Annotated in this window: 21 protein-coding genes; 6 read left to right on the forward strand and 15 right to left on the reverse strand. The window is 70.2% G+C overall.

Annotated elements, in window-relative coordinates; genetic code table 11:
- The first annotated feature begins 114 nt into the window (after positions 1-114).
- Genes ABD882_RS02040 through ABD882_RS02055 form a run of 4 tightly spaced genes read left to right on the forward strand, consistent with a single transcriptional unit; the run spans position 115 to position 4,071 of the window.
- Positions 115-1,260 (forward strand): ABC transporter substrate-binding protein, encoded by a 1,146-nt coding sequence (locus tag ABD882_RS02040; RefSeq protein WP_345183814.1) that lies wholly within the window; start codon positions 115-117, stop codon positions 1,258-1,260.
- Complete coding sequence (locus tag ABD882_RS02045; RefSeq protein WP_345183817.1) at positions 1,257-2,192, forward strand: ABC transporter permease; 936 nt, start codon at positions 1,257-1,259, stop codon at positions 2,190-2,192. Before ABD882_RS02040 ends, ABD882_RS02045 begins: the two co-directional genes overlap by 4 nt.
- Positions 2,189-2,986 (forward strand): ABC transporter permease, encoded by a 798-nt coding sequence (locus tag ABD882_RS02050; protein WP_345183819.1) that lies wholly within the window; start codon positions 2,189-2,191, stop codon positions 2,984-2,986. Before ABD882_RS02045 ends, ABD882_RS02050 begins: the two co-directional genes overlap by 4 nt.
- Positions 2,983-4,071, forward strand: a complete 1,089-nt coding sequence (locus tag ABD882_RS02055) for an ABC transporter ATP-binding protein (RefSeq protein ID WP_345183821.1) — start codon at positions 2,983-2,985, stop codon at positions 4,069-4,071. The genes ABD882_RS02050 and ABD882_RS02055 overlap by 4 nt, the downstream gene beginning before the upstream one ends.
- Before the next feature lie 10 nt (positions 4,072-4,081).
- Here ABD882_RS02055 and ABD882_RS02060 read toward each other — a convergent pair whose 3' ends face one another.
- The 13 genes from ABD882_RS02060 to ABD882_RS02120 form a co-directional block, all read right to left on the reverse strand.
- Positions 4,082-5,071 carry an alpha/beta hydrolase gene (locus ABD882_RS02060; RefSeq protein ID WP_345183822.1) on the reverse strand — a complete coding sequence of 330 codons (990 nt, stop codon included), beginning with the start codon at positions 5,069-5,071 and terminating at the stop codon, positions 4,082-4,084.
- Positions 5,072-5,105: 34 nt separating this feature from the next.
- A complete protein-coding gene (locus tag ABD882_RS02065; RefSeq protein WP_345183823.1) occupies positions 5,106-7,595 on the reverse strand; it encodes a bifunctional lysylphosphatidylglycerol flippase/synthetase MprF in 2,490 nt (829 codons plus the stop codon).
- Positions 7,574-8,923 (reverse strand): alpha/beta hydrolase, encoded by a 1,350-nt coding sequence (locus tag ABD882_RS02070; protein WP_345183825.1) that lies wholly within the window; start codon positions 8,921-8,923, stop codon positions 7,574-7,576. Before ABD882_RS02070 ends, ABD882_RS02065 begins: the two co-directional genes overlap by 22 nt.
- Positions 8,924-9,066: 143 nt before the next feature.
- Positions 9,067-9,822 (reverse strand): amino acid ABC transporter ATP-binding protein, encoded by a 756-nt coding sequence (locus tag ABD882_RS02075; RefSeq protein WP_345183827.1) that lies wholly within the window; start codon positions 9,820-9,822, stop codon positions 9,067-9,069.
- Positions 9,819-10,610 carry an amino acid ABC transporter permease gene (locus ABD882_RS02080; protein ID WP_345183828.1) on the reverse strand — a complete coding sequence of 264 codons (792 nt, stop codon included), beginning with the start codon at positions 10,608-10,610 and terminating at the stop codon, positions 9,819-9,821. Before ABD882_RS02080 ends, ABD882_RS02075 begins: the two co-directional genes overlap by 4 nt.
- Before the next feature lie 20 nt (positions 10,611-10,630).
- Positions 10,631-11,449 carry a basic amino acid ABC transporter substrate-binding protein gene (locus ABD882_RS02085; RefSeq protein ID WP_345183830.1) on the reverse strand — a complete coding sequence of 273 codons (819 nt, stop codon included), beginning with the start codon at positions 11,447-11,449 and terminating at the stop codon, positions 10,631-10,633.
- A gap of 232 nt (positions 11,450-11,681) precedes the next feature.
- Entirely contained in the window at positions 11,682-11,984 is a 303-nt protein-coding gene (locus ABD882_RS02090; protein ID WP_345183832.1) for a Dabb family protein, read from the reverse strand.
- Positions 11,981-12,259, reverse strand: coding sequence for a glutaredoxin family protein (locus tag ABD882_RS02095; RefSeq protein ID WP_345183834.1), 279 nt, complete (start codon positions 12,257-12,259; stop codon positions 11,981-11,983). Before ABD882_RS02095 ends, ABD882_RS02090 begins: the two co-directional genes overlap by 4 nt.
- Positions 12,256-12,558, reverse strand: a complete 303-nt coding sequence (locus ABD882_RS02100) for a rhodanese-like domain-containing protein (protein WP_345183836.1) — start codon at positions 12,556-12,558, stop codon at positions 12,256-12,258. Before ABD882_RS02100 ends, ABD882_RS02095 begins: the two co-directional genes overlap by 4 nt.
- A 129-nt stretch (positions 12,559-12,687) precedes the next feature.
- Complete coding sequence (locus ABD882_RS02105; RefSeq protein ID WP_003792170.1) at positions 12,688-12,786, reverse strand: 30S ribosomal protein bS22; 99 nt, start codon at positions 12,784-12,786, stop codon at positions 12,688-12,690.
- 158 nt (positions 12,787-12,944) lie between these two features.
- A complete protein-coding gene (locus tag ABD882_RS02110) occupies positions 12,945-13,139 on the reverse strand; it encodes a helix-turn-helix domain-containing protein (protein ID WP_345183838.1) in 195 nt (64 codons plus the stop codon).
- Between the two features lie 134 nt (positions 13,140-13,273).
- Positions 13,274-13,936, reverse strand: coding sequence for a response regulator transcription factor (locus ABD882_RS02115; RefSeq protein ID WP_345183840.1), 663 nt, complete (start codon positions 13,934-13,936; stop codon positions 13,274-13,276).
- The gene (locus ABD882_RS02120) at positions 13,933-15,090 is read right to left on the reverse strand and encodes a sensor histidine kinase (RefSeq protein ID WP_345183842.1); all 1,158 of its coding nucleotides are present in this window, start codon (positions 15,088-15,090) and stop codon (positions 13,933-13,935) included. The genes ABD882_RS02115 and ABD882_RS02120 overlap by 4 nt, the downstream gene beginning before the upstream one ends.
- A 160-nt stretch (positions 15,091-15,250) precedes the next feature.
- Here ABD882_RS02120 and ABD882_RS02125 point away from each other — a divergent pair, with 160 nt between their 5' ends.
- Positions 15,251-15,919 carry a hypothetical protein gene (locus ABD882_RS02125; RefSeq protein ID WP_345183844.1) on the forward strand — a complete coding sequence of 223 codons (669 nt, stop codon included), beginning with the start codon at positions 15,251-15,253 and terminating at the stop codon, positions 15,917-15,919.
- Between the two features lie 30 nt (positions 15,920-15,949).
- Here ABD882_RS02125 and ABD882_RS02130 read toward each other — a convergent pair whose 3' ends face one another.
- Together ABD882_RS02130 and ABD882_RS02135 are read right to left on the reverse strand one after the other, a co-directional pair.
- Positions 15,950-16,642 (reverse strand): response regulator, encoded by a 693-nt coding sequence (locus tag ABD882_RS02130; RefSeq protein WP_345183846.1) that lies wholly within the window; start codon positions 16,640-16,642, stop codon positions 15,950-15,952.
- Positions 16,639-17,820, reverse strand: coding sequence for a sensor histidine kinase (locus tag ABD882_RS02135; RefSeq protein WP_345183848.1), 1,182 nt, complete (start codon positions 17,818-17,820; stop codon positions 16,639-16,641). The genes ABD882_RS02130 and ABD882_RS02135 overlap by 4 nt, the downstream gene beginning before the upstream one ends.
- 170 nt (positions 17,821-17,990) lie before the next feature.
- On the opposite strand from ABD882_RS02135, the gene ABD882_RS02140 reads away from it, so the two are divergent.
- Entirely contained in the window at positions 17,991-18,632 is a 642-nt protein-coding gene (locus ABD882_RS02140; protein WP_345183850.1) for a hypothetical protein, read from the forward strand.
- Positions 18,633-18,635: the final 3 nt, after the last annotated feature.

Raw genomic sequence — 18,635 nt, forward strand, 5'->3', positions numbered from 1 at the left:
GACGGAGCCGTGCCGTTCATTGCGCGTTCACCCCTCCCCGGTCCGCCGGTAACCCGTCCGCCGTACATTCCTCTCAACCCGACCCGGCGACGCGCCGGACACCGAGAGGAAATCATGCTCATCAGCTCCCGCCGCGCACGCATCGGCGCAGGCATCGCGCTGGCGACCAGCGCCGCGCTCCTGCTCTCCGCCTGCTCCGGATCCGCCTCCGCCGACCCGAGCGGCTCCGCAGGCGCCGGCGGCAACGCCGCCACCGCCACGTCTCTCAAGGACTTCGGCACTCTGGCCGACCTGGAGAAGGCCGCCGCTGCGGAGGGCGCGCTCAACGTCGTCGCCCTGCCGCACGACTGGGCCAACTACGGCGAGATCCTCGACGCCTTCAAGAAGAAGTACCCGAAGATCACGGTCAACGAGGCCACCCCCGACGCGTCCAGCGCCGAGGAGATCCAGGCGGCGAAGACGAACCAGGGCCTGGACACCGCGCCCGACGTGTTCGACCTCGGCCTCACCGTCACCCTGCAGAACACGGACAAGTTCGCCGCGTACCAGGTGGCGAAGTGGGACGAGATCCCGGCAAACCTCAAGGACAAGACCGGCCTGTTCACGGGCGACTACGGCGGGTACATGTCGATCGGCTACGACTCGTCCAAGTTCCCCGCGCCGAAGGCGCTCGCCGACCTGAAGAAGTCCGAGTACAAGGGCGCCGTGGCGCTGAACGGCGACCCGACGCAGGCCGGCGCCGCCTTCGCCGCGGTGGGCATGGCCACGGTGCAGTCCGGCGGCACGCTGGACGACTACCAGAAGGGCATCGACTTCTTCTCCGAGATGCAGAAGGCCGGAAACCTGCTCAAGGTCGACGTCACCACGGCGACCGTCGCGAGCGGCGAGACGCCCGTCGTCTTCGACTGGGACTACCTGAACACGGCCCACAAGAAGGACAACAAGAACTGGAAGACGGTCGTGCTGCCCGGCACGGGCTACGCCGGCTACTACAACCAGGCCGTCAACAAGGCGGCCCCGCACCCCGCGGCCGCGCGCCTGTGGGAGGAGTTCCTGTACAGCGACGAGGGCCAGAACCTGTGGCTCAAGGGCGGCGCACGTCCGGCCCGCATGGACGCCATGACCAAGGCGGGCACGATCGACAAGACCCTCGCAGCCGAGCTGCCGGCAGCGCCCAAGGACACGGTCGTTCCGACCGAGGCGCAGAGCACCAAGGCGGGCACGCTGCTCGGCCAGAAGTGGGCTGCGGCGGTCCAGTGACCTCCTCCGCCACCGCGGCTCCGGCCGCACCCCGCGCCGGGTCGGAGCCTCGTGCTTCGGCCCGGCGCGGTGCCCCTGCGCTCGTCCGCCACGGGCTCGCGACGATCGGCCTCGTCCCCTTCGCCGCCTATCTGCTGCTGTTCCTCGTCCTGCCGACGATCCTCGCCGTCGCCACGGGGTTCTTCACCCGCAGCGGCGCCCTGACCGGGAGCAATCTGTCGGCGCTCTGGGATCCGACCATCCTGCTCACGTTCGGCAACTCCGCCGGGATCTCGCTGCTCACCGCGGTCATCGGCGCCGTCGTCGGCGCGCTGGTCTGCTATGCCCTGCTGGGCATGAACCCCGCGGGCACGGTGCGCACGGTCGTGGAGGCCGCGTCGGGCGTGCTCGCGCAGACCGGTGGCGTGATGCTCGCGTTCATGTTCATCGCGTCGATCGGGCTCCGCGGGGTCATCACGATGCTGCTCAAGGATCTCTTCGGGGTCGACCTGTTCGCACAGGGCCCGTGGATCTACGAGCTGCCCGGCCTGATCCTGCCCTACCTGTACTTCCAGATCCCGCTCATGGTCATCACGTTCATGCCCGCTCTCTCGGCGCTGAAGCCGCAGTGGGCCGAGGCGAACCTCACGCTCGGCGGCACGCGCTCGAGCTTCTGGCTGCGGATCGGGATCCCGGTGCTCGCGCCCGCCTTCCTCGCCAGCTTCCTCCTGCTGTTCGCGAACGCGTTCTCCTCGTACGCGACCGCGGCGGCGCTGGCCAGTCAGGGCTCGCAGATCGTGCCGCTGCAGATCCGCGCGGCGCTCACCAGCGAGACGGTGCTGGGCCGGGAGAACCTGGCCGGAGCGCTCGCGCTCGGCATGATCGTCGTCGTCGGGATCGTGATGTGGCTGTATTCGCTCGTGCAGCGCCGGGCTGCGAGGTGGCAGGCATGAACGGTCTCACGCCGTCCGCGCTCACCCGCTGGATCATCGGGATCCTCGTCGGGCTGTTCTTCCTGGTGCCGCTGGTCGCGACGCTCGCGTACACGTTCCGCGCCGAGACCGGCGGGTTCACGCTCTCGCACTGGGCCGGTCTGGGAGATCCCGCCAAGGCGTCGGTCTACCAGCCGATCTGGACGGGCCTGGGCAACTCGCTGATGCTCGCCGTGGTGACGGTGCTGATCGTGCTGCTGGTGCTCGCGCCCACCATGATCCTGGTGAACCTGCGGTTCCCGCGTCTGCGCCCCGTGTTCGAGTTCGTCGTGCTGCTGCCGATCTCGATCCCCGCGATCGTGCTGGTCGTCGGCCTCACGCCGATCTACCTGCAGATCGGGAGGAGCCTCGGCACCGGCGCCTGGACGCTCGGGTTCGCCTACGGCATCACCGTGCTGCCGTTCGCGTACCGCTCGATCCAGGCCTCGATCGACGCGGTCGACATGCGCACCCTCGCGGAGGCGGCCCGGTCGCTCGGCGCGGGGTGGGTGACGGTCGTGCTGCGGGTGCTCGCGCCGAACCTGCGCCAGGGACTGCTGGCTGCGTCGCTGCTGTCGATCGCCGTCGTGCTCGGCGAGTTCACCATCGCGTCGCTGCTCAACCGCGACGTGCTGCAGACCGCGCTCGTGGTCGTGCAGAAGCAGGACGGGTGGGCTCCCGCGATGTTCGCGCTGATGGCCCTCACGTTCAGCTTCCTCCTGCTCCTCATCATCGGACGCGCCGCCCGCGGCCGCTCCGGAAAGGCCGACTCATGAGCGACATCGCGCTCCCCCGCACCGCCGACAACTCCCTGCTCAGGGGCTCGAGCGACGGCACCCGCGTGCAGTTCGAGGGCATCGTCAAGAGCTACGGCCGCACCCCGGTGCTGCACGGCATCGACCTGGACATCGCCCCCGGCGAGTTCGTCTCCCTGCTCGGGCCGTCCGGCTGCGGCAAGACCACCCTGCTGCGGGTGCTCGCGGGCCTGGAGGAGTCCGACGGCGGCGCTGTGCTGCTGGGCGGCAAGGATGTGTCCGGCATCCCCACGAGCAAGCGCGACATCGGCATGGTGTTCCAGTCCTACTCGCTGTTCCCGCACCTGCGCGTCGTCGACAACACGGCGTTCGGGCTGCGCCGGCGCAAGGTCGCCACCGCCGCCGCACGCCGCCGGGCATTGGACGCGCTCGCTCTGGTGGGCCTCGAGGCGCACGCCGACAAGTACCCGCACCAGCTCTCCGGCGGGCAGCAGCAGCGCGTCGCTCTCGCCCGTGCGCTCGTCACCGAGCCCCGGGTGCTGCTGCTGGACGAGCCGCTCTCCGCCCTGGATGCGAAGGTGCGCGTGCAGCTGCGCGACGAGATCCGCCGGATCCAGCTCCGCCTCGGGATCACCACCGTGTTCGTCACGCACGATCAGGAGGAGGCGCTCAGCGTCTCCGACCGGATCGCCGTGATGGACGCCGGGCGGATCGACCAGATCGGCTCTCCGGAGGAGCTGTACCTGCGCCCCGCGACCGCGCACGTCGCCGCGTTCGTCGGACTCTCCAGCATCGTGCGCGGCCTGGCCGACGGCACGACCGTCCGCGTGTGGGGCACCGAGCTGCCGCTGCAGACCCCCGCGACCGGGGAGGTCGACGTGCTGCTGCGCCCGGAGAACGTGCGCCTCGTCGAGGCCGCGGACGCCGCGGTGACCGCCTCCGTCGAGGAGAGCATGTTCCTCGGCAGCATGCGCCGCACGCTGGTGCGCACGGAGGACGGCGCGCTCGTGCGCGTGCAGCACACCGCCCGGATCCGCCCCTCGTTCGGCGACGTCGTCGGCATCGCGGTGGACGCCGAACCGGTCGCGGTGCGCCAGGTGGGCTGAGCCGGATCGATTAGCCGGGCGGCGCCAGCCCCAGATGCGGGAACAGCGCGCCGAACGTCTTCAGCAGGCCCTCGGGGAGGGCGCCGACGTGGTCCTCCCCGGGGATGCTGAACACCCGCGTCTCGAACCCCGCCTCCTGGGCGATCTGCGCCGAGGAGCGCACCTGCGCCGTGAAGAAGGCGTCCTGGGCGCCCGCCGCGAACAACGCCACGTGACCGGCGAACGCGCCGGCGTTCTGCGCCGCCTTCGCCGCCGGTTTGGCTGCGGCGTATGCCTGCTCATCTCCGTCGAACACCTGCTGCAGCACCTGGTCCGGGAACTCGGTGCCCTGATACGACTCGCCCGAGACGCTCACGATGCTGCCCCACAGCGCGGGATCCTCGACGCCCCAGTCCAGCGCGCAGCCCCCGCCGTTCGAGAATCCCGCGATGGTCCAGGCCGCGGGGGCCGGCAGGATCCGCAGGTTCTGGCGCGCCCAGGCGGGGATGTCCTTCGTGAAATAGGTCTCCACCCCGCCGTACGCGGCGGAGTCGACGCACGCGGGATTGGCGTCCGGCGTGCCCAGCTGATCGGCGATGATGACGATGGGCGCGAGGCCGTGGTGGCGGGCGGCGAGCTGATCCATCGCCGCGCGGATGGGCTCGGGATCCGGATCGCCGGGCTGTCCCATCATGAAGACCACGAGGGGCAGCGCCGGGGCGTTCTTCACGAGCGCGGCGGGCGGCAGGTACAGCGACGCGTCACGTGGCGTGAACCCCGCCGTGGACGGGATCCGCTTCGTGCCGGTGAGGAGAGTCACGGTGCCCTGTACGGGCAGATCGACGGGCGCCGTCCACGTCTCGTAGAGCGGCGAGGTGAGCGACGGCGGCGCGGGGAGCGGCGCGGTGAGCGGGCGTCCCTGCTTCCCGATCATGCCGACGAGCAGCGCGCACACGCCGAGCGCGCACAGCGCCAGCAGCGCGCCGATCCGGATCCGGCTTCGCACCCTTGCCGACGGCATCTGCTGTCGCCTCCCCTCCACGCTGCGCCCGGGCTCAGCCCGCCAGCGACCGCACCAGCGCCACGTACTCGGCGGGCGAGGCATCGGGCAGATACGCGCGCCCGATCGCGAGGCCGATCGCCGGCAGCTGACTGTTGTCAGCGTAGAACAGATACATCGAACGGTACTCGGGGTTGAACTTGCCCTTGTAGCGCAGCAGGGACGCGAACCCGTAGGCCGGCTCCAGCACCCGGCTGAGCCACTCCAGCAGCCGCTTGATCGCCGCCGACTCGGCGCCGTCGTCCTCGCCGCCGTCGGCGCTCTGCGCGAGCGGCGCGCCGGACAGGCTCATCACCTGCAGCCCGAGCTCCTTCATGTGCAGAGCGGCCGACGCGATCGCGAACTCCATCACGCCCGGCATGGCACCGTCGGCGCGGCGCATGAAGTCGAGCGTGCGGCCGATCAGCTCTCCCTCGCGCCACACCGGCATCCAGCTGGTGACCGCCTGCAGTTCGCCCTCCGGACCGAGCGCGAGCAGGATCGCCACGTCGGGATCGCGCAGCTCCTCCATGCCTCCCAGCGTGAACCGCATCTCGGGCAGCGCCTTCTCCGCGATCCACTGCTCGCTGAGCGCGTCGAGCTGGGAGACGAGACCGGCGGGCAGCTGCTCCCACGTCGTCCACAGCGTCGTCAGGCCGTCGCGCTGGCCGCGGTTGTACGGCTGGCGCACCTTGGTCCAGACCTTGCCGGTGAGCTCGAACCGCTCCAGGGGCACCACCGTCTCCTCGGCCACGGAGAGGCGCTTCCAGCCGAATCTCCGGAACGCCGGGACGAACTCCTCATGGGTGCTGTAGAAGACCGGGGTCCAGGCGTTCGAGTCGCAGAAGTCCAGGAAGCCCCGGATGGTGTGCTCCGCGTCGCCGGGGGTGCACACCGGATCGCCGACTGCGATCGCGATGCCGGACACGACGCGATAGGCCACCGCACCGCGGCCGTCACGGGTGAACCAGTGCTCGTTGCCCTCCCAGGTGCCCATGAACCCGAGCGTGCCGCCATCGGTCTCGCGCAGCTGCGCGCGGAAGCGCTCCGTCTCGTCCGCCGTGCTCACGGAACGGCCGCGCAGCAGCGTCAGCATGGCGGCGGCGAAGACGAGCCAGAACAGCCCGCCGACGTCGCGATGCACGGCGCGCGACAGGCCGGTCAGGGAGGTCTTCGATCCGGGGTGCCCGATGCCTGTCGGCAGGAACCGCCGCAGAGTGCCCCCGAGGGTCGACCAGAACGACGCCGGATGACCGGCGGTCATCACGAGGATCATGTCGGCGGCGACCAGCACCGCGAACGCGATCCCGATGATCCACACGAACCTGCGCACCGCCCGGCGCGAGGCGCGCACCGCGAAGCGCCGGTGGGTGAGCGCGAGCAGCACGCACATCGCGACCGGGACCAGGATCGCGAGCACTGAGAATCCGGGGAACTGGCGGTCGATCGTGACGACGTCGGCCGGATGCGTGAACTGCCGCACCGCGACGCTGATGCCGGTCAGCAGCGCCATCATCGCGTTCACGCCCATGGCGAGGAACCAGGCCGCGCGCCGCCCGGAGCGCAGCCCCCACGCCGCGACCAGGCTGAGCAGCAACGGCACCAGGCTCATCAGCACGACGCCGGTGCCTGTGGCGACGGCGGTGCTGAACGTCGTCACGCAGCGGTCCGAGACGGTGTCCGAGCAGTTGTCGATGATCCCGGAGATGTCCACGCCGCGCAGGCCCGCGACCACCGGTGCCAGCGGGCCCGTCCCCACGCCGGTGATGAGCACGATCAGCGGGCCGAGGCCGGTGACGGCCACCATCGCGGCGATGAGGGTCCTGGTCTCGCGATAGGAGCTGCGATGCCAGGCCGCGCGGGCCCGGCCCCTGCTCAGCAGAGCGCCCGCGACCAGCCCGATCAGCGCGGAGAACAGCCGGTACACGCTGTCCGAATCCCCGCCGTACAGCGTGAACGTGAGCAGCAGCGCGAAGCCGATGAGCCGGATCCGGCGGCGGTGCAGTGCGGGGGCGAAGGCGCTGCCCGCCATCACGGCGCCCATGATCCCGATCAGCGGGTCGAAGACCTGTCCACGCGCGTCCACCCGCGCCCAGACCTGGCCCCACGACCAGGCCAGCGACTGCGTGCCGATGCCGAGCAGCACGCCCAGCACGCCGGTGACGACGAACGCGAGCGCCGTGCGCAGCGTGCCCATCAGCCGCTCCGCGTAGGCGAGCAGCGTGAGGGCGATCACGAGCGCGATGATCAGCTCGCCCCAGGAGTCCGGCACGAGAAGCGCGGTGAGGGGCGTCCACCACTGCCGCTCCCGGCCGAGCGTGAGCGGGCTGGCGCCGAGCCAGTCCGGGTGCTCCCCCCAGAACGTGCCGAACGCGGCGCCGGTGATGACGAGCAGGGCGCTCAGTCCCACCGAGAACGGGTGCCGACGCAGGGAGCGTCCCGCACGCGCCGCCGCGCCGGCCATCGTCGCGCGAACCGAGAAGCTCATCCCGCCGCCAATCCCCATCGGGGATAGAGTACCGAGAACGCTTTGGCGAGGCCGCCTCTCAGGCCCGGGCCCGTGTGCGTCGCGTTCGGCACGAGGTAGAACGTGGTGTGGAATCCGGCGGCCTCGGCGAGCGCCGCCGAGGTGCGGTTCAGCGGGCCGTATTTCTTGTCCAGCGCGCCGGCGGCGAAGATCGCGTAGTGCCCCGCGTACTCCCCCGGGTGCTCGGTGAGGATCGCGGAGGGCTTGTTCGCGTCGAACGCCGCCACGTCCCCCTTGTAGACGGGCTTCAGCACCGAGGCCGGATCCGACGATCCCGCCCACGGCTCGCCCGATGCGGTCGCGATGTTCCCCCAGATGTCGGGGTGCCGCGCGCCCCACATGAACGCGCACGCGCCGCCGTTCGAGTAGCCCGCGATCGTCCAGTACTTCGAGTCCTGCAGCACCCGCAGGTGCGTGCGGATGTAGTCGGGGATGTCCTTGTTGAAGTAGGTCTCCACGCCGCCGTAGGCCGCGGAGTCGACACAGCCCGGGTTCTGCGACTGCGAGCCGAGCTGGTCCGCGATCACGACGATCGGGGCGAGCCCGTCGTGCTTCGCGGCGAACTCGTTCAGCACATCCACCATCGGATGCGGGCTCGGCCAGCCCGGCAGACCCATCATGAACACGACGACGGGCAGGGGCGGCGGATCCGTCACCAGTGCGGCGGGCGGCAGGTAGATCGTGGCGGAACGGGGCTTGAAACCCGCCGAAGACGTGATCGCGTGCGAGCCGTTCAAGGCGCCGTACCTGCCCTGTGCGGGCATGTCGCTCGGGGGCGTCCACGTCTCGTACAGGGGCTTGGTCTCATCGACCGGGGTCGTCAGCGGCGGGGCGAAGTTGTCGATCGAACCCAGGGTGTTGATCCCCAGGAGGTCGCCCAGGCTGCGGTCCAGCCCGAACGCCTGGTTGATGCCGAGGAAGATGGACAGCACCGAGGTGATGACGGTGAGGATCGCGACGGCCTTGCGCCACCAGTGCGACGACCACAGGCTGACGACGCACAGGCCGATCGCCGCGAAGCCTCCGGTGGTCCACCACTTCACCGTGTCCGGCATGGGCACGCCGAACGCGTTGCTCGCATCGGCCCAGACCACCAGGAACCAGCCGACCAGCGCGCCGGCGGCGACCCCGATCAGCAGGCGCACGAGCCAGCGCCGGCGCAGCGGCCGGATCAGCAGGGCGACGACCCCGCTGGCTGCCAGACCCCAGATGATCAACGGCGCAGGTCCGTCGACGAGGTTCAGATCCAGCAGCCAGCGCAGCATGTCGGGGGCCTCGTTCTCCCGCCTCCGGGCGGGGGCGACCACTCATCGTAATCGGTGCCCGCTCGATGAATCGGATGTTGCCGCTATGCCGGGGCTTGGAGACTCCTATGATCTGATGCGCGACGCGCTAAAGAAGCGCGGATCGGGACAGGATCCCGATCCGCGCCCTGCGTGCCGTTGAGCTCTCAGAGCACGCGCGCGAGGAAGTCCTTCGTGCGCTGGTGCTGCGGGTTCGCGAGCACCTCGCGCGGATCGCCCTCCTCGAGGATGTGGCCGCCGTCCATGAAGATCAGCCGGGATCCGACTTCGCGGGCGAAGCCCATCTCGTGCGTGACCACCATCATCGTCATGCCCTCGTCGGCGAGCGTGCGCATGACCTGCAGCACCTCGCCCACGAGCTCGGGGTCGAGCGCCGAGGTCGGCTCGTCGAACAGCATCATGTCCGGGTTCATGCACAGCGCCCGCGCGATCGCGACGCGCTGCTGCTGACCGCCGGAGAGATGGCTCGGATAGGCGTCGGCCTTGTGGCTCATGCCCACCCGCTCGAGCATCTCGTTCGCGACCTTCTCGGCCTCGGTCTTGCCGCGGCGCTTCACCTGGCGCTGGGCGATCGTGAGGTTGCCGAGCACCGTCATGTGCGGGAACAGGTTGAAGCTCTGGAACACCATGCCGATGCGGGTGCGCACCCGGTCGATGTCGGTGTCCGGATCGGTGATGTCGATCCCCTCGATGACGATCTTCCCGCCAGTGGGCTCCTCGAGCATGTTCACCGAGCGCAGCAGCGTCGACTTGCCGGATCCGGAGGGGCCGATCACGCAGACGACCTCGCCGGCGCGGACCGTCAGGTCGATGCCCTTGAGCACCTCGTTGTCGCCGAAGTGCTTCACGAGCCCCTGGATGTCGATCGCCGGGGCATGCACGTTGATCAGGTCGGTGGTCATCGTTCCCTCGCCATCCGTCGCTCGAGCCAGGCTGTCAGCCGCGTGAGCGGGATCGTCACGACCAGATACAGGAGCGCGGCCATGACCATCGGCGTGGCGTTCGCGTACGTGGAAAGGCCGTTGCGCGCGTACGTCGTCAACTCGTACGTGAGCGGCGTCGCGCCGGCGATGAAGAAGAGCGACGTGTCCTTCAGCAGCAGCACGAACTCGTTCGTGAGCGGCGGGATGATGATGCGGAAGCCCTGCGGCAGCACGATGAAGAACATCGTCTTGCCGCCCGACATGCCGAGCGACCGTGCCGCCTCGGTCTGCCCCTTCGGCACGGCCTGGATTCCCGCACGGATGGTCTCGGCCATGTAGGCCGACGACACCACGATCAGGCCGAGCGTCGCCGCCCCCACCGGGCCGCCGGGGATCTTGATGTGCAGCGCGATCGGCACCATGAGTGCGAAGCCGAAGATCGTCATCAGCGCGGGAATGCCGCGGAAGAACTCGATCCACACGGTCGCCGCCCACCGGAACGGCGGGATGCTGCTGAGTTTCATCAGCGCCAGGAGGATGGCGAGGACGAGACCGCCGGCGAACGACTCGATCGTGAACAGCAGTGTGTTCTTGAGGCCGACGGTGATGATGCCAGGGAGCATCTTCAACGCGACCTCGGGATTCGCGAACTGCTTCGCGACCGTGGGCCAGTCCGTGACGATCGCAGCCCAGGCGATGAGCGCGATGATCACCGCATAGACGGTGTAGTGGTAGACCCGCGTACGGGTCCGCTTCTTCAGTGCCATCGGCGTGGGTCAGGCCCCGGTCACTTCGCCGCGGTGAAGTACTTGTCGTAGATCTTCTTGTACTCGCCGTTGTCCTTGAGCGCCTTCAGCTGCTCGTCGACGGCCTTGCGCAGTGCCTCGTTCTTGCCCTTCGCGAACGCGAAGCCGTACTGCTCGTCGGTCTTGTAGGTCTCGACGACCTTGTAGGACGGGTCGTCCTTCTCGTGCTGCAGGTTGACCGGCAGGTCCTGCAGGATCGCGTCGATCTGGCCGCCCTGCAGAGCCGGCCACAGCACGCCGTCGTCGGAGAACTGCACGAGGTTGGCACCCTTGGCGTGATCCTTCGCGTAGGTCTCACCCGTCGTGCCCTGCTGGACGCCGACGTTCTTGCCGGACAGGCCGTTGATGTCCTTGATGCCGGAGCTGGTCTTGACCAGCAGCGACTGCAGCGAGTCGTAGTACCCGGCGGAGAAGTCGATGTTCTTCTTCCGCTCGTCGGTGATCGTCATCGCCGAGGCGCCCATGTCGCATTGGCCGGCGAGCAGGGCCGCGCCCGACTGCAGGGTGTCGAAGTTCGTGACCTGGAACTGCGTCTTCAGGCCGAGCTTGTCGCCGATCGCGGTGAGCAGATCGACGTCGAAGCCGGTGTACTTCCCGGATCCTGCTGACTCTTCGTACTCGAACGGCTTGTACGGGATGTCCGAGCACACGGTGAGGGTGCCTGCGGTGATCAGGCCGTAGTCCGTGCCGCCGGCGCTCGCGCTCGGGGATGCGCTGCCTCCGGTCGAGCAGCCGGCGAGAGCAAGGGTGGCGGCTGCCACGAGAGCAAAGCCGTAGGCGATCTTCGAGCGACGTTCCATGAGTCCGACTCCTGTGTCGTGGACGCTGTTGTCCGTGTGCGGGTTGCGCCAATCTTGGCACGGTGCAGTTACCGGCATGTAACGGCGGAAGCCGTGGACGGGTCTCGGTTCGGTATCAGGATCCGCAGTTCCGCGGAATCACGGGCGTCGTGCGCGGCCCGAGATGTCCAGAATGTCTGGGATCCGAGACAAAGAGTTGACCTGGCGCTCACCGACCGCCTGTTCCTGCGCCTCAGACCTCGAAGTCGACCGCGGATCGATTGCCGACGACCGAGCGCACGTACGCGACGACCTCCTGATGCGCGGGGTGCACCTGATAGGCCTCAAGACCGGCGAGGTCGTCGAAGTCGGCGACGAGCGAGACGTCCCAGTTGGCGTCCGGATACGCGACGTTCGCGCCCGTGGACAGGGCGCGGATCTCGGGCACCACGCCCACGAGCGCCGCCAGCCGGGATGCGATCCCGGCCGCGTGCTCTGCGCGCACCGCCGGATCCTCTGCCGCCATCTGCCAGCTCACCACGTGCCTCAGCGTCATGTCGCCGCTCCTTCCGCCGCCTTCGCGGCGATCGCCTCGCGCAGCCGATCCGGCGAGATCCGCCAGTGGCCGTGCAGTTCGTCATCGATGAGCAGCACCGGGATCTTCTCCCAGTACTTCTCGTACAGCGCCGGATCGTCGAGGATCGACAACTCGGTGATCTCGAGGTCTTCGGCGACGCCGTCCGGCAGATCGGCGATCACCGCATCGACGACATCGGACGCGACCTCGCACAGGTGGCAGTCCGGCTTGCCGATCAGCGTCAGCGCGATCATGGCGCGGGAGTCTCGACCGCGCGCCCCTCGGCGATCCACTGCGCGGTGCCGCCGTCGACGTTGGTCGCGTCGTAACCGCGCGCCTCGAGCGCCTCGACCACCCGCGCCGAGCGTCCGCCGAGCTGGCAGATCACGTCGAATGCGCCGTCCGGCAGCTCCTGCAGCAGATCGCCGATCTCCGACATCGGCAGGTTCACGGCACCGGGCACGTGCCCCGTGGCGAACTCGTCGCGCTCGCGCACGTCGATGAGCGGAGTGCCGGAGCGTTCGGCGAGCTGGGCGACGGTGATCGACTTCATGGATCCGATTCTTCCAGACCCGGAAGGTGCCGGACGCTGAGGCTCCCGACCCGCATCCGAACGCACGAAGCGCCCCGACGATCACGAGGATCGGGGGCGCTTGGTGACTGGTGCGCTACGCGCAGCCGCTTACTTCTTGTTGCGGCGCTGGTGGCGAGTCTTGCGAAGCAGCTTGCGGTGCTTCTTCTTCGCCATGCGCTTGCGACGCTTCTTGATGACAGAACCCACGGAAACCTCACTAAGTCAGGGGCTGGGCGTCGAGCCGTCGACGCCCGGGATCGGGGCACGGAAAATGCCTCGGGACAGTCTAGCGCACCCGGCCGGTGTGCCTGACGCCGCAGGGATCGGCCCCGGACGCGTGGAGCTCCCGGCGGCCGGCCGCGCCGTCAGCCGACGTCGGAGATCGGCCGCTGCAGCGCGGCGGTGACGGCCGACTCCGGCACGCGGTAGCTGCGCCCGAAGCGGATCGCGGGAAGCTCGCCGGCGTGCACGAGGCGGTAGACCGTCATCTTCGAGACGCGCATGATCGCCGCGACCTCGGCGACCGTGAGAAACCGCACGTCCGGTAGCTGTTCGGGCATCCCCATTACCCCCTCTGCCGCTCCGCGCCCTGCGTGCGGGTTGCGATAACTGTAGGGGCTGGATGGGACGCGTGTAAACCCGTGTGGTCGGTGTGGCAGCCGGATCGCGGGGCGCGCCTGTCTGGGCGGAGTGCTCACCCGTTATCTGCGCCGGGGCGGAGGAACCCGCTCTCGTACGCCATCACGATCGCCTGGATGCGATCGCGGGCGCCCAGCTTGGCGAGCATCCGTGCGATGTGCGTCTTCACGGTCGCATCCCCCAGGAACAGCGCCGCAGCGACCTCGCCGTTGGTCCAGCCGCGGGCGACCAGGGCGAGCACCTCGCGTTCTCGGACGCTCAGGGTCTCGAAGGGCGCGAGCGCCGCCGACGATCCGCCGGTGCGCGCGAAGCGCTCGATGAGCCGCCGGGTGACCGAGGGCGCGAGCAGCGCGTCGCCGTCGACGGCCTGACGGATCGCCGAGACGAGCTGCTCACGCGGCGCATCCTTGAGCAGGAATCCGGCCGCTCCCGCGCGCAGAGCCTCGAACACGTACTCGTCGAGGTCGAAGGTGGTCAGCACCAGCACGCGCGCGCGGCTGCCAGCCTCGGTGAGCCGCCGCGTGGCCTCGATGCCGTCGAGCACCGGCATCCGCACGTCCATCAGCACCACGTCGGGCTGCTCCTGGCCGACCCGGCGGACGCATTCGGCACCGTCGGCCGCCTCACCCACCACCTCGATGTCGGACTCCAGGTCGAGGATGAGACGGAACCCCGTGCGCACCAGGGTCTGATCGTCGGCGATCACCACCCGGATCATGCGGCGCCTCGCGTGCCCGGCGCGAGCGGAAGCACGGCCTGCACGGCGAATCCGCCATCTCCCTCGGGGCCCGCGCTGAAGGATCCGCCCAGATCGTGCACGCGCTCCGCCATCCCCCTGATGCCGTAGCCCGATGACGCCGCCGTCACGTCGAGAGTGGATCCGGCCCGATTCCGCACGGAGACCGAGAGCTCTTCGGCACGCTGCACGATCGTCACCGCGACGGCGGCGCGGGCGGCGTGCTTTCGCGCGTTGGTCAGCGCCTCCTGCACGATGCGGTAGCAGGCGAGATCGACGGCGGGCGGGATGGGCACTGCGCGGACGAGCCGGAGATCCAGCTCCACCGGCGTGCCGGCACCGCGAGCCGACTCCACCAGCGCCACGACGGCCGATGCGCCCCACGGTGATCCCGGTTCCGCCGCATCGTCGTCCTCGCGGAGCACGTCGAGCACCCGCCGGATGTCGGTCAGCGCGGACCGCGCGGTGTCGCGGATCGCCTGCACCGGCTCCAGGGCGCGCGCGGGTGCAGCCGCGAGAGCCGCCTCGGCGGCCTCGGCCTGCACCGCGATCGCCCCGAGACTGTGCGCCACGACGTCGTGCAGGTCGCGCGCGATACGCAGCCGCTCCTCCGCCGCGGCGAGCCGCGCGGCCTCCTGCTGGCGCTGCTCCGCCACCGTCACCCGGCCACGCCACCCCCGGCTCGCCCGTCCGAGCAGCCAGACCCCGCCGAACAGGAGCAGGATGAACACATAGTCGACCCCGTCGGCGATCCGCTCCTCGACCAGCAGCGCACCGACGAACACCGCACCGGCGAGCGCGGCGACGCCCTCGGAGCACCACGCCGCCACCGAGTACATCGCGATCGCGAAGACTGCGAGCGACCAGAGCGATCCGGGCGGCTGTGCGATCAGGGTCTGCACGAGGCCCGCGACCAGGATGAGGGCGACGGTCAGCACCGGGGAGCGCCGCCGCCAGAGCAGGGCGAGCGTGGTGACGATCGCGACCGGGACCGTGAGCGCGACCGGGCCTTCCGCGGGGTTTCCGGTGGTCGCGCTCGCCACCGCGACGAGGCACAGCGCTCCGGCCAGCACCACATCGGGTGCGGGGAATCCGCCGAGCGAGCGTCGCCGGAAGCGCGCGATCGCGTGCCGCATGAGCCTCATGCTATGCCGCTCGTTTCGTCCGCGCGTCCCCCGCGCGGGCTACAGCCGGACCGCCGCAGGGCCGACCCGGTTCCGTCCTGGACCGGACGCGCCCGTGGCTGCACGACCGGGAAGCTGGCGTGCATCCAGCACTCCCCGAAGGAGCCCACTCATGTCCACCCGTTTCAGCCGGATCGTCGCCATCATCGCTCTGTGCGTCGGACCACTCACCCTCATCGTCACGAACATCGCGCAGTGGATGCTGCAGCCTCGCGGCGCGCATCCGACGCCCGCCGACGTGGCCGCGCAGTTCCCCGCGGTCTGGCTGGCGATCGGGTCGCTCGCCGTGTTCGGCCCGCTCGTCTGGCTCGCGGGCCTGCCGGCGGTCGCCGCGCTCGCCCCCCGTCGCGGTGCTCACCTCACCGCGATCGGCACGCTCGTCACGGGCGCCGGACTGGCCGCCGGGATCGGCCACCTCGCCGCCTTCTTCGGCGGATACGGGGCGATCGCCATGGCGGCGCTGCCGGGGGACGCCGGTGCCGCCATGGTCTCCGCGACAGACGCCGAGCCTCTCGGCGGCGTTCTGCTGATCGTGTTCCTGATCTGCTATTCGATCGGACCCGTCGTCCTCGCGCTCGGGTTGCGCATCGCACGGCGGGTCGCCGTCTGGGTGCCGATCGCCGCGATCCTCACGGCGGGGGCGAACCTGTTCGGCGGACCCATCGCCGGCGTCGTGCAGCTCGTCGCCCTCGCCGCGACCTGGGGCGCGATCATCGTCGCGGTCGCCCGCAGCGACGTCCGGCCCGTCCCGGATCCGGTGCTGAGGCCCCGCACCGCGTGAGCGCCCCCTTCACTCCGCGGCCGGTCGCGATCACTCCGCGGCGGGTCGCGCTTCCGCCCCCGTGGGCGTCGTGAGCCCGTGCTCGTAGGCGAAGACGACGGCCTGCACCCGATCGCGCACCCCGAGCTTGGTCAGCACCCGCCCGACGTGCGTCTTGACCGTGGTGTCCGAGACGACCAGCTCGGCGGCGATCTCCGCGTTCGTGAGGCCGCGCGCGAGCTGTTGCAGGATCTCCCGCTCACGGCTCGTGAGCCGCTCGTACTCGGGCGCCGCTGCGGAAGCCGCGCGCGGACGCTGCAGGAACGTCTCGATCATCCGGCGCGTGACGCTGGGCGCGAGCAGGGACTCCCCCGCGTGCACCGCGCGGATCCCGGCGACCAGCAGCTCCGGTTGCACATCCTTCAGCAGAAACCCGCTCGCCCCCGCCTGCAGGGCGTCGAAGACGTACTCGTCCATGTCGAACGTGGTCAGCATGAGCACTCTCGTCCGGTCGCCGACGACAGGATCGCGGGCGATGTCGCGGGTGGCCTCGATGCCGTTGCGGCCTGGCATGCGCACGTCCATCAGCACGATGTCCGGGTGCAGCGCCCGGGTCTGCGCGACGGCGTCGTCACCGTCGACCGCCTCGCCCACGACGTCGAGGTCGGGCTCGATCTCGAGGATCATCCGGAACCCGCGCCGTACAAGCGCCTGGTCGTCGGCGATCAGCACGGAAATCGTCATCTCAGCTCCTCCGGATCCCTTGGATCCGCTGGATCCCTCGGTTCCCCGGTGAACGGACCGGGGAACCGCGCGACCAGCTCGAAGCCCCCGTCACGGACGGGCCCCGCGCGGAGCGTCCCGCCATAGAGGGCGGCGCGCTCGCGCATGCCGAGCAGCCCGTGCCCCGGTTCCGCGTCGCGTCTCACGTCCTCACGTCCGTCGTCCCGGATCCGGATCACCAGTCCGTCGCCGGCGGAGACGTCGACGAGGATGCGCCGGGGATCGACTGCGTGACGGAGTGCGTTCGTGAGCCCCTCCTGGATCACCCGATAGGCCGTCAGGTCGAGGCCGGCCGGAAGCGCGCCATCGAGCCCGCTCACCCGGTACTCCACGGGAAGCCCGGCCTCCCGGAACTTGCGGATCAGCGGATCCACCTGCGCGAGCCCGGGCGTCGGCTCCCGATCCGCCTCCTCGTCGTCCTGGCGCAGCATCCCCACCATCCGGCGCATGTCCCTCAGCGCATCCCGGCCCACCGCCTCCACGGTCTCGAGCGCGCGCCTCTCCTCCGCCTGCTCGGGGGTGAGCCGGCGGCGCACCGCCGACGCCGTCACCGTCATGACGCTCACACTGTGCCCGATCACGTCGTGCAGCTCGCGGGCGATCCGGTTGCGCTCCTCGACGACCGAGCGCGCCTCTCGTTCCGCGCGCGCGGAACGACGCTGCACGGCGTGCAGCGCCTGACTGCACACGAGCGCGCCGACGAGCCAGGAGACCAGCCACGGCGAGGCCCAGCCGAGCTGCTGCAGGCGGATCAGCGGCGTGGTGACCACCGGATCGAACAGATCCCACGCCAGCCACAATGCGGCGATCTGCACGAGCCCCCACCACGAGCGCCCGCGATCGACGTACCGCCCGGTCGAGTACGCGCCGATCGCTCCGGGCAGCGCGACGCCCATGCCCTCCGGCGCCCCGAACAACGCGAACTCGACCACGCTGACCACGACGATGGCCGTCATGCAGGTCAGCGGCGCGATCCTGCGTATGACGAGCAGCAGTCCGGTGATGACGTACACCGCCGCCTCGGCCGGCACCGGCCCCTGCCGGTGGGTGGCGTTGATGCCCCAGACCGCCTCCGCCAGGCCGGAGCCCGCGACCACGACCGCGATCGCGATGTCGAAAGCCCAGCTGCGGCGCCTCACGTGCTCACAGTAGATCCGGCCGGCGCCTGGGCGCATCCTCCGCGCTGATGATCCCGTCGTCGTCCGTGCGGACGACGAGAAGATCGTCACCGGTCACGATGCGGCCCGCGTCGTCGCGCGCCTAGCCTGCCTGGCATGCCCCACTCGGGGCACGGATTCAAGGAGGAATCATGTCCGCAACGACCCTTCCCCGTTCCGCAGGAACAGGGCTTCTCGTCTACGCCGCCGGCACGTTCGCCGCGTTCGCCTTCGCCGGCTCCCCCGGCGGCGACTACAGCGCCGGCGGCGTCGCGTCGTACATCGGCCCCGCGCACGCCCCGGTCGCGTTCACCCTCTGGTACGTGGCGGCTCTCAGCGCCCTGGCGTTGGTGGTCTTCGGCGCCGGCGTGCGGCGCACGCCCGCGATCGGCGGGCCGATGGCGGCGCTCGCGACCATCGGGGCTGCGCTGAGCGCGACCGGCGCGTGGCTGGCGGGCGGCGTCGCGGTCGGGATGGTCGAGGGCGGCGGCGCGGTGCAGTCCGGCGTGCCGGCGCCGGTGGTGTACCTCATCACGGAGATCGGAAATCTGATGTGCGTGTGCGCGCCCGCACTGTGCGTCGGCGTCATCGGGATCGTGCTCGCCGTGCGGGGAGCTCTGTCTCCGTGGCTGCGCGTCGTGTCCGTGATCGGTGGGATCTGCGGGATCCTCGCGCCGTTCTACCTCACGTACTTCGCATACCTGCTGTGGGTTCTGGTGCTCGGGATCGTGGTCCTGGCCCGGCGGACGCCGGCGACGGAATCCGCGCGCACGACCGCAGCGCTGTCGAGCTGAACG

This window comes from Microbacterium panaciterrae, assembly GCF_039541635.1.
GTDB classification, from domain to species: domain Bacteria; phylum Actinomycetota; class Actinomycetes; order Actinomycetales; family Microbacteriaceae; genus Microbacterium; species Microbacterium panaciterrae.